At 49.5% G+C, this 3,482-nt stretch carries 2 protein-coding genes; both read left to right on the top strand.

Translation table 11 applies throughout. From position 1 onward, the window contains the following. Positions 1 to 645 precede the first annotated feature (645 nt). Positions 646 to 1,860, top strand: coding sequence for an OmpL47-type beta-barrel domain-containing protein (locus ASG93_RS37280; protein ID WP_414858887.1), 1,215 nt, complete (start codon positions 646 to 648; stop codon positions 1,858 to 1,860). Positions 1,861 to 2,188: 328 nt separating this feature from the next. Continuing rightward, a partial coding sequence (locus ASG93_RS37285) for a right-handed parallel beta-helix repeat-containing protein (protein ID WP_414858888.1) occupies positions 2,189 to 2,654 on the top strand: 466 nt, incomplete at its 3' end. Positions 2,655 to 3,482 lie beyond the last annotated feature (828 nt).

The raw sequence follows: 3,482 nt of genomic DNA on the forward strand, positions 1-3,482 counted from the left end.
GGGGCTGACTGGACGGCAGGACACAACTTTGCAAGTCCGCCAAATCCGACTTATACGCGGCCGAACACGACCTATATGAATCTGGTCAATAATGGAGGATTTGAGCTAGGGGATCTCACGTCCTGGACGAAGACGGATAGCGGCAACGCTAGCATAGTAAACGACCCTCATTGGGGATTAGCAGCAAATACGGGAATGTCCCGGTCACAGCTCTACGGGCTTAAGCTGAGCGGCGGAGTCGATGGGGTCGAACAGACCATCACTGGGCTGCAGCCCAATACGAAGTATACGGTGGGCGGATGGCTCCGAACACCGGCGGGCGAGACCGCGGTGCTGGGCGTGAAAAACTATGGCGGAACGGAATTGTCGGCATCTTCGTCAAGTTCGACCTGGACCTTCAAGACGATCGATTTTATTACCGGAGCCGCGAATACCAGTGCNAAAAACTATGGCGGAACGGAATTGTCGGCATCTTCGTCAAGTTCGACCTGGACCTTCAAGACGATCGATTTTATTACCGGAGCCGCGAATACCAGTGCAACGATCTATTTCAAGAAAACATCTGCGACGGGAGAAGCTTATGCGGATGATGCGGGGTTGGTCGTTACTCCACCGCCTCCACCCGTTCCTCCCTTATCCTCTAAATTGCTGCAAGCTGAGAGCTATAGCAGTATGAGCGGCATTACCAATGGCGGTTCCGTCATCGGAAGCTGCGATAATGGGGATTGGGTATCTTATAGTCAGGTTGACCTGGGCACCGGATACAATCTCTTTACCGCAAATGCCGGAGTACCAGATGCATATGCAGGCAAGACGGTGGAAATCAGGCTGGACAGTAAGACAGGCACACTGGTGGGAACGATTACTATGCAGAGTACTGGAGGATTTGGCATACTCAAACCGCAGATAACCACATTGACAGGCGCAAGCGGCGTGCATGATATCTACATCTTGTTTAAAGGCGGAGGCGGAGTAGGCAACTTCGACTGGTTCAAGTTCAGTAACGACAMGACGGCGCCTGTAACCGTCGACAAYGCTCCTRYKGGTTGGATGAACMRCGATGTMACGGTTACGCTTACGGCGAGCGACAGTTCGGGCRTATCGAACACTTACTATACGTTGGACGGCGGCRCTGAACAAACGGGGACGAGTGTTGCGATTACGACAGAAGGCAAACATACTGTTTCTTACTACAGCGTGGACAAAGCGGGCAATAAGGAAGCTGCTCATATCGCAATGGTACAGATCGACAAGACRGCGCCKGTAACCGTCGACAACGCTCCTATRGGTTGGATGAAYCACGATGTAACGGTTACGCTTACGGCGAGTGACAGTGATTCAGGCGTATCGAACACTTACTATACGGTGGACGGCGGCGCTGAACAAACGGGGACGARTGTTGCGATTACGACGGAAGGCRAACATACCGTWTCCTACYACAGCGTGGACAAAGCRGGCAATAAGGAAGCTGCKCATTCCGYAACGGTGTTGATCGACAAGACGGCGCCGTCGCTCAAAGTCGTTCTAGACAAATCCAGCCTGCTGTGGCCGCCAAATCACACAATGGTCACGATCCTTGCTGACGTAACGGACGACGACAATTTATCCGGCATTCAATCGGTCGTGCTGACCTCGATCACGAGTAACGAGCCGGACGCTGGTCTGGTAGACGGGGATATAGCGAATGATATTCAAGAAGCCCAAGCAGGTACATTGGATACGCAGTTCATGCTCCGCAGCGAGAGATCGGAAACGGGCAATGGACGTGTCTATACGATCGTGTATACGGCCACGGATAAAGCAGGCAACCAAACCGCTGCAACGGCTTTTGTGACTGTGCCACATGATCAGAGTAAGTAAATGACAGAAGATAGGGCTCCTTTCGATCGAAGGGAGCTCTCTTTTCTAGATTCATCATTCCCATGCTTCTATTTGAATTCGGCGAAACAGGTAACTTGTGCTGCCTCAAACACAGGTGTCCTATCGCATATATACCGATTAATGAAACGGAGGGATGAATATGAGCGGATTTACGTAACGTAGACCTATTCGAAGGTAGTTTTGTTCTGCAGGTAATTTTCTTAAAAACGTAAATTTCTATTTAGGAGTGATCGGATTGTTCATGTATCTACTTACTAAAACAGTAAGAAGCAAATGGATGAAAGTTATGCTGATTGCCGGAATGGTCATGTCGGTAGCAGCAGTTTCCACCGGCACAGCTGTCGTGAAAGCGGCAGGAACTGTCTTTTATGTAGCAACAAATGGAAGCGATTCCAACGATGGAATTTCATTAAGCGCGCCTTTCCAAACGATTCAAAAGGCGGCTAGTGTGGCACAAGCCGGAGATACCGTGAATATCCGGGGCGGCACTTACCGGGAAACGGTCGCCCCCGTCAATTCCGGCACGGCGGGAAACACGATCAAGTTTCAAAACTATAACGGCGAGGCGGTCGCCGTTAGCGGCGCAGACCTTGTAACCGGCTGGACGCTGGACAGCGGGAACATCTATAAAGCTCCCATGAATTGGAGCCTAGGCGCAGGTAATCAAGTGTTTATTAATAATGTTCTGATGGATGAAGCCCGTTGGCCTAATCAGACAGGTACTTTGATGAATCCGACCACAGCAACTGCTGGTGCAGGTACAGATGCAACTCNTTAATAATGTTCTGATGGATGAAGCCCGTTGGCCTAATCAGACAGGTACTTTGATGAATCCGACCACAGCAACTGCTGGTGCAGGTACAGATGCAACTCACATTGTAGATACCAATATTCCTGGCGGTGACGGGTTCTGGAATGGAGCAACATTATGGATTGAAAGCGGCAAGGACTGGATTGTCATGACATCCACGATAACCGGCTATGATTCGGTTAATAAGAAGCTAACGTTCAATCCGTTGAAAGGAGTCTCTCCGGCTATTTATGATGCCATATCCGGCAACAAATATTATTTGTCTGGAATCAAAGGTGCGCTGGATNAGCTAACGTTCAATCCGTTGAAAGGAGTCTCTCCGGCTATTTATGATGCCATATCCGGCAACAAATATTATTTGTCTGGAATCAAAGGTGCGCTGGATACAGAGAATGAGTGGTGGTATGATTCCACCAACTCTATGCTGTACCTGTGGGCACCAGGAGGAGCAAACCCATCGAGTGCTATTGTGGAGGCCAAGAAAAGAAACTCCGCCTTTGATCTGTCTGGAAAAGCGTATGTGGAGATCAACGGGATCCAGACATTTGCCTCGACGATCAAAATGAACAGTCTGACTAACAACTGCCTGCTTCAAGGTATCGTAAGCAAATATGTATCACACAACAAACTGAATACAGCAGCAAACGAGCAATCCAACTTAGGGATTATACTTGATGGCAGCAATAATGTAATTAGGGATAGCGAGATCGCATACAGTTCCGGCAGTCTGCTCACGGTCAAAGGCTCCTATAACAACGTGATCAACAGCTACATTCATGATGGGGGCTAT

The organism is Paenibacillus sp. Soil787 (genome assembly GCF_001429545.1).
In the GTDB taxonomy this organism is placed as follows: domain Bacteria; phylum Bacillota; class Bacilli; order Paenibacillales; family NBRC-103111; genus Paenibacillus_E.